Source organism: Neptunomonas sp. (assembly GCF_041601355.1).
Lineage (GTDB): Bacteria > Pseudomonadota > Gammaproteobacteria > Pseudomonadales > Balneatricaceae > Neptunomonas.
Map to the genome: position 1 here is coordinate 1 of NZ_JBFIIH010000158.1, position 7785 is coordinate 7785.

The window sequence follows — 7785 nt, forward strand, 5'->3', positions numbered from 1 at the left end:
TCCGCTGATAACGGACGAAAGTTATCAGTCAGCACTACCACAAACTCATCTCCGCCTATACGCGCCAGCAAGTCGTGTGGCCTCATCAGTGCTTCAAAACGCTGTGCCACTTCGATTAGAGCATCGTCTCCTTTATGGTGACCGTATTGATCGTTTAAGGGCTTAAAGTTGTCCAAATCAATGAACAGCAGTGCGAAGTAGGGAATAGGAGCCTGATCGTCAACTTTAAGTAATTTAGAGACAAATATCTCAAGTGCTGCCCGGTTCGCTGTGCCAGTGAGTGAGTCGGTGAGAAGGTCGCGCCGCATCTCCACTAAAGAGCGCGCCAGTACGCCAATTTCGTCGCTCCTTTGCAGGGTCAGGCTGGAAAGCTCGGGGGTACCATTATCCATTACCGCATGCGCCAGCGATGATATGTCACGCGTGAAACGCATTAAAATTATCAAGCCTAATAAAACAGCAACCACAACGGCAATCGATCCAAGTATCAGTACCATATAGACTTGCTGAGTGACTCCCTTGAGTATGTCGCGGTTGGGAACAGCGGTGACTGCAATCCAGTCCAGACCTGCATTATCGGTAATATGCTTGTAAGCCACGTTAATTTTTTCGCCAGACGGGTCATTAAACGTCACTGTCCCGGTTGCAGTGGTCTGTTGATGTTTGGCGATCTCCGGAAGAATGACTTTGTAGGTCGCTTTGATCAGCTCGTCACCTGCATCATCTACGGTCATCCTTTGCATTTTCCCATCGGCTGTTTTTTTAATATTCGGCACATTAGAGGCCGCCAGTAATTCTCCGTTACTTTCTACTAAAAACGCCAAGCCATTCTCACTGATTTCCAGGTCAGAGATAAAATGATTGAGTTTTAAGAGGGAGACGTCCGTCGCAACGACACCGGTGAAACTACCTGCGTGTGACAGCACTTGTCGGGCACGCGTCACGACTAAGTCTTGAGTCGAGAAGTCTACATAAACGGATGTCCACATATGACGATTCGAATTTTGTTCTCTGGAGCTGAACCAGGGGCGGGTGCGTGGATCAAAAATGCTGCTCTCAGTCGACACCTGTGCAGCCGTTCCATTAATACTACTTAAATGGAAATAGCGACGTGGTTCAAGAGCGTCGGTCTTAATGCGGATCTCTGCTGTCTTATCATTCAGCCGTTTTAGCCCATAAGCCTGACCAGCAATATTTCCGTAATAAACATAGTCATTAGGATCTGTGTGTAAGGTAGTGGCTGTCCAGAAGCGGGTACGCATCGCGTTCAAGTCAGAACTGATGTCATCGGACGCGGTTAAGCCAACAGGAAAAGCGGCCTCTAACACCGCGCTGGAACCATACATATGGTGGTCTACCGCTTGGCCAATACGTTCAACCATCTCTAAAGAAAGGCGTTCAGAAAGACGCGACACTGTATTGCTACCCGCCCAATAGGAGAGCAGGCCAATAGTGATGGTAAGCAGGATAATGAGAAAAACATAAGGAAAAATAAGTGTTGCTTTCAGCGACCGGAAACTGGTTTTAGTGGCAGACATCTCATTTTTACCAAATTAGCGAGTTAAAGTGACCGTTACAAATAGATCTAATCTTATTACTTACGTGTATAAAACGAACATTCTGCCATGAAAAGCGTAATCAAGTCATTTGGGTAATAGTTTAACTTAGCTGTTTGCGGTGTTGAGCGCCAAGTGTAGTAATGACAGGCGGCTGAGCAATACCTTATTTGGCCACTGCCCTGTTGAATGGAAGATGAACAAGTGTCGCTAACCATTGAGCACTGCAGCCTGTGGCGCTACTGAGCAGTACATGCTGAAATGTAAAATGATACGACAGCGGTATTTTTTTAGATCATGTCGCGGCTATTAGCTACACGCTGTAGAGCACTATTTTAAAAGAAAATAGCGGCTCTTAACAGAAAATCCCGACTGATGCCGGGATTTTTATAGTTACCTGAAAAAGCGAAGTGCTGCTTACAATGCTTCGATCTTCCCATACTGCTCGGTCAGCTTTTTCTGTGCTGATTTCGCAGTATCGAGTTTTTCTTTCTCTTTAACAATAACGGCATCAGGTGCGTTGGAGGCGAATTTTTCATTTCCTAGTTTGCCTGCTACACGGTCGATCTCTTTCTGGAGTTTATCCATCTCTTTCTTCAGACGGCTCAGCTCGGCGTCTTTGTCGATCAGGCCTGCCATAGGTACGAGTACCTGCATTTCGCCTACCAGCTGTGTAGCAGACATCGGTGCTTCGTCGCCGGGGTTTAGCCAGGTGATGGAGGCTAGGGAGGCGAGTTTCGACAAGAAATTTCTGTTGGCATCCAAGCGCGCTTTATCTGCTGGGCTGCCATTCTGGAGTAACAGATCCAGCCCTTTAGCAGGGGAGATGCCCATTTCACCACGGATGTTACGGACACCGGCGATAACGCCTTTGAGCCATTCGATATCGGCTTCGGCGGCGTGATCAATCTTGGCGGTATCAGCGATAGGGTAGCTCTGCAGCATGATGGTGTCGCCTTTAGCTCCTGCTTCGACACCTGCTTCATCTTTAATCGACTGCCAGATCTCTTCGGTGATGTACGGCATGATCGGGTGGGTCAGGCGCATCAGTACTTCGAGGGCGCGTACCAGTGTGCGGCGTGTACCACGCTTGGCTTCTGCTGAGGCATTTTCGTCCCACAATACGGGTTTGGATAGTTCCAGATACCAGCCGCAGTATTCGTTCCAGATGAAGTCGTACAGCGTCTGAGAGGCGAGATCGAAACGGTATTCATCAAAGTGTTTGGTGACGTCGGCTTCTAATTTTTGCAAGCGGCTGCTGATCCAGCGATCCGCTAAAGAAAGCTCAACTGCGCCGGCCTTGCCATCAATTAGGATCTGGCCGCAATCTTCACCTTCGGTGTTCATCTGTACATAGCGAGCGGCGTTCCAGATTTTATTGCAGAAGTTACGGTAACCTTCCAATCGCTTCACATCCCAGTTGATGTCGCGGCCAGTCGATGCCAGTGCGGCCAGTGTAAAGCGCAGTGCATCGGTGCCGTGTGCGGCAATACCTTCAGGGAATTGTTTCTCAGTGCGTTTGGCAATTTTTTCAGCCAGTTGCGGCTGCATCATGTTACCGGTACGTTTTTCCAGCAGGGTATTCAGGTCGATACCATCAATCATATCCAGAGGATCAAGGACATTACCCTTGGACTTCGACATTTTGTCGCCGTTTTCGTCGCGGATCAACCCGGTGACATAAACGGTTTTGAACGGGATCTGTGGTTTACCGTTTTCATCTTTGACCAGATGCATGGTCATCATCATCATGCGGGCAACCCAGAAGAAGATGATGTCGAAACCGGTCACCAATACGTCAGTCGGGTGGAATGTCTGCAGGCGTTCAGTGTTTTCCGGCCAGCCAAGTGTGCCGAATGTCCACAGGCCTGAGCTGAACCAGGTGTCCAGTACGTCGTCGTCCTGACGCAGTTCTGTTTCCAGGTCTAAACCATATTTTGCGCGTGCGGCATCCGCATCTTTCGCGACGTAGACATTGCCCTGATTATCGTAGAACGCCGGAATGCGGTGGCCCCACCAGAGTTGACGCGAGATGCACCAATCCTGAATGTCGTTCATCCAGGCGAAGTACATATTTTCGTACTGTTTAGGGACAAATTTGATGTCGCCATTTTTAACCGCATCAATGGCTGGTTTTGCCAGTGTTTTCGCATCGGCAAACCACTGGTCGGTCAGCATCGGCTCAATGACAACGCCACCACGATCTCCGTAGGGAATCGTCATGCTGTTCTCTTCAATTTTCACCAGCAGTTCACGTGCTTCAATGTCGGCGACAATTGCTTTACGTGCAGCGAAGCGCTCCATGCCACGGTATTTCTCTGGCAGGGTTTTATCAAGATCGTGATTTTCGCTGCCGTCAGAATTAAAGGTTTGTGCTTCGTCGCGGATGTCGCCATTAAGCGTGAAGATGTTGATCATGGGTAGTTTGCAGCGTTTGCCGACTTCATTATCGTTGAAGTCGTGTGCCGGCGTGATTTTTACACAGCCGGTGCCTTTTTCCATATCGGCGTATTCATCGCTGATAATTGGGATGCGGCGGCCAACCAGTGGCAGTTCGATGAATTGACCCACAAGACTCTGAAAGCGGCTGTCTTCCGGGTTAACTGCAACGGCGGTATCGCCCAGCATAGTTTCCGGTCGTGTGGTTCCGACGACCAGATAGTCTTTGCCATCAGCGGTTTTAGCGCCATCGGCCAGAGGGTAGCGCAGATACCACATTTTACCCTGAACTTCGCGGTTCTCTACTTCCAGATCCGAAATGGCAGTGTGTAGTTTAGGATCCCAGTTGACCAGACGTTTGCCACGATAGATCAGCTTATCGTCGTACATGCTGATAAATGCTTCCTGTACGGCGTTGTAAAAACCGGAATCCATGGTGAAACGCTCGCTCGGCCAATCGACCGAATCGCCTAAGCGACGCATTTGGCGCGTAATCGTATCGCCGGACTCTTCTTTCCATTCCCAGATCTTTTCGATGAAGGCATCACGGCCTAAATCGTGACGGGTTTTCTGTTCTTCTGCGGCGAGTTTACGCTCAACCACCATTTGCGTGGCAATGCCAGCGTGGTCGGTACCCACTTGCCATAGGGTATTTTTGCCTTGCATACGCTTGTAGCGTGTGAGTGCATCCATGATGGTATGCTGGAATGCGTGGCCCATGTGCAGGCTGCCGGTGACGTTCGGCGGTGGAATCATGATGCAATATGATTCGCCTTCGCCAGAAGGTGCGAAGTAACCGTTGTCTTCCCAGGTTTTGTACCAGGACTTTTCAATCTCGTTTGGCTGGTAAGTTTTTTCCATCGTGGTCTGCGTCTCTTGGCACTGTCTGTTACGTGCATCTGTTAAAGTGCGTCTGTTGAGGTGCGGCTGCTACTAAAAAACTGCTGCAAATAGCTACTATTTAGCTACTAGGGCCGCCAGTAAAACCGCTAATTATACCTGTTGAATGTGTTTCTATGAAGGCGTTTAGGTGCTTCGTTTGCGCATATCGTGCATGCGTGGCGGGATTCCTGCCGATTGATATTCTTTAAAGCGTTGACGGGTAAGAGTGAGAACCTCGTCAGATTGAATCACAATCTCGGCAATACGGCTGAATTCTGCTGTGTTAGCAGGATAACCCGCTGAAAGATTAACCAGCATATCGGGCGTTTTTGGAAGGTGTTCCGGCTGCCAGCCGATGAGAATTGGCGCATGAATGTTTTCTGCCGGCAGGCTGTTGGCCAGAAAACTGTCGGGTGCCGATTGCCAGAGACGCTCGCTGATGCGTTCGGCGAGCTGCTCAGAATCGGTGTGAATATACAGCCAGTGACCCGCGCTGATCGCGCGGGTCGCCAGTTTACCGAGAAACTGGTAGCGGCTGTCTTCATCTGCACCGGGCAGAATGTAAAAATCGACCTGAGACATTATTCGTCGTCTGTCATCTCATCGGCGGCTTGGTTAAGCAGGTATTGGCTGAGTAATGGCACACAGCGGCCAGTCGAGCCTTTTTCTTTACCTGCGCTATTCCAGGCAGTTCCGGCAATATCCAGATGCGCCCAGCGATAGGCTTTAGTAAAACGTGACAGGAAGCAGGCGGCGGTAATGGCACCACCGGCCGGGCCGCCAATGTTGGCGATATCGGCAAAGTTGCTGTCAAGCAGTTCCTGATATTCGTCTAATAATGGTAAACGCCATGCGCGATCATCGGCGTAGTCGCCTGCACTGGAGAGTTCGCTACATAGTTCATCATCATTTGACAGCAAACCGCAAACACTGTTGCCCAGTGCGCCGATAACGGCTCCGGTTAAGGTGGCAATATCAACAACAGTTTTCGGCTTAAATCGTTCTACGTAGGTGAGTGCATCACATAATACCAGGCGGCCTTCAGCATCAGTATTAAGCACTTCGATTGTTTGGCCCGACATGCTGGTAACAATGTCACCGGGTTTAGTTGCTTTGCTGCCCGGCATGTTTTCTGCCGCAGCGATAACACCAATGATGTTGATCGGCAGATTCATTTCAGCGATGGCATGCATGGTGCCCATGACAGAAGCCGCGCCGCACATATCAAACTTCATTTCGTCCATTTTTGCACCGGGCTTAAGAGAAATGCCGCCCGTATCAAAGGTGACACCTTTACCGACTATAACGTGAGGCTGGGCATCTGGTTCGCCACCGTTGTGTTTGATAATGATCAGGCGTGATGGCTCAGCGCTGCCGTGACCAACCGATAACAGCGAGCCCATGCCGAGGTTTTCCATGGCATCTTCATCCAGGATTTCGCACGTAATCGAGTCATATTCGTTGGCAAGTTCTTTCGCCTGCCCGGCCAGGTAAGTCGGCGTACAAATATTGCCTGGCAGGTTACCAAGGTCACGCGATACATTCATGCCGTTGGCGATAGCGGTACCATCAACCAGTGCGCCTTCACCTTCCTCAGTGTCTTTGTCTGAGAGTAAAATTGCGATTTTATTAATCGCGTAAACATCGGCTTTTTTACTTTTGGTCCGATCATACTGGTAAAGCTCAGCGGTGGTCCACTCAACCAGATGACGCACCTGTCGATAGGTGTCCGGCGTTGTAGACGCCAATCCATCCAGTGCGATAGTGATCTCTTTCAGGCTTAACGATTTGATAGCGCCGCTAATGGTTTTGACCACTTTTTTGTAGTTACGGTCATGGCGTTCATCCGCCTTTCCCAGACCGACTAACAAAATACGCTTAGCCGCAACGCCGTTAATCTTTTGTAGTAACAGGGATTCTGCTGATTTACCTTTGATGTCACCGTTATTGATCAGGTTGCTCAGATAACCCTGCGATGCCTGATCCAGCGCTTGCGCAGAAGGGCTTAGTACGGCACCTTCTTCTACGCCAATAACCAAACATTCAGTTTCCAGTGATGCAACCGCACCGTTTACAATTTCAAAATCCATGATGGCTCCAAGCAAGACATTAATGCTGGTTTGATAGATAATGCCGTGTGAAGTTTCCGGCACCTTTAATTGTCTGGCACTATAAACTATTTTCGTTGATTTACATAAACCCTTTAGCTTACAGGCTGGTTTACATTGATTATTTTTCGCTACCTGTCACGCCAGATCATATTGAGTACGCTGGCTGTCAGCACGGTATTAACACTGTTGATAGTCAGTGGTCGCTTTGTCAAATATTTATCCTTTGCTGCTGCCGGAGAGATGTCGCCTGAGTTTGTCTTTCAGTCAGTGGCGTATCGCATTCCCGGTATGTTGGTGCTGATTTTGCCGCTGGGATTGTTCTTGGGTGTGCTGCTTGCCTATGGCCGTATGTACCTGGAAAGCGAAATGGTGGTGTTAAATGCCAGTGGTGTCAGCGGTAAGCGCTTAACGATGTTCGCGTTAGGGCCGGCGGTTGGTGTGGCGTTGGTGGTGACGTTGCTGAGCTTGTATGTTTCGCCAATATCCTGGCAACAGATAGAAATTGCTTACGCTAAACAGAGTGAAAGAAGCGAGCTGGACAGCCTGACACCAGGGCGCTTTCAACGTTTGGGTAAAGGCAGTAACCGAACTACCTATATCAATGGTGTACAAGAAGATGGCAAAGCACTTGATTTCATTTTTGTAGCGGAACGCGATAGTCAATCCGATGAGTTACGTGTGGTGTTAGCAGAGTCCGGTAGGCAGGTGATTACTGATCCAAAGAGCGGTGATCGCTTTGTCGTGCTGAAAAATGGTTACCGTTATGAAGGGGTGCCAGGGCAGGCTGATTATCAGCA

General features: G+C 49.3%; 5 protein-coding genes. 1 reads left to right on the forward strand and 4 read right to left on the reverse strand.

Annotation, left to right across the window (positions count from 1 at the left end):
* The 4 genes from ABY436_RS17725 to ABY436_RS17740 all read right to left on the reverse strand — a co-directional run.
* Positions 1-1538, reverse strand: a 1538-nt coding sequence (locus tag ABY436_RS17725) for a diguanylate cyclase domain-containing protein (RefSeq protein WP_372740261.1), incomplete at its 3' end; no start/stop codon positions are given.
* Between the two features lie 435 nt (positions 1539-1973).
* Positions 1974-4856: a valine--tRNA ligase gene (locus tag ABY436_RS17730; RefSeq protein WP_372740262.1), complete on the reverse strand. Its 2883-nt coding sequence runs from the start codon at positions 4854-4856 to the stop codon at positions 1974-1976.
* Between the two features lie 165 nt (positions 4857-5021).
* Entirely contained in the window at positions 5022-5459 is a 438-nt protein-coding gene (locus ABY436_RS17735) for a DNA polymerase III subunit chi (RefSeq protein ID WP_372740263.1), read from the reverse strand.
* Positions 5459-6967 (reverse strand): leucyl aminopeptidase, encoded by a 1509-nt coding sequence (locus ABY436_RS17740; RefSeq protein WP_372740264.1) that lies wholly within the window; start codon positions 6965-6967, stop codon positions 5459-5461. Before ABY436_RS17740 ends, ABY436_RS17735 begins: the two co-directional genes overlap by 1 nt.
* A 135-nt stretch (positions 6968-7102) precedes the next feature.
* Here ABY436_RS17740 and lptF point away from each other — a divergent pair.
* The coding region (gene lptF, locus ABY436_RS17745; protein WP_372740265.1) for an LPS export ABC transporter permease LptF at positions 7103-7785 on the forward strand (683 nt) is incomplete at its 3' end.

Coding starts and splice junctions, on each gene's coding strand:
- ABY436_RS17730 (WP_372740262.1), bottom strand. CDS start 4,856: ATGGAAAAAACTTACCAGCCAAACGAGATTGAAAAGTCCTGGTACAAA.
- ABY436_RS17740 (WP_372740264.1), bottom strand. CDS start 6,967: ATGGATTTTGAAATTGTAAACGGTGCGGTTGCATCACTGGAAACTGAA.
- ABY436_RS17735 (WP_372740263.1), bottom strand. CDS start 5,459: ATGTCTCAGGTCGATTTTTACATTCTGCCCGGTGCAGATGAAGACAGC.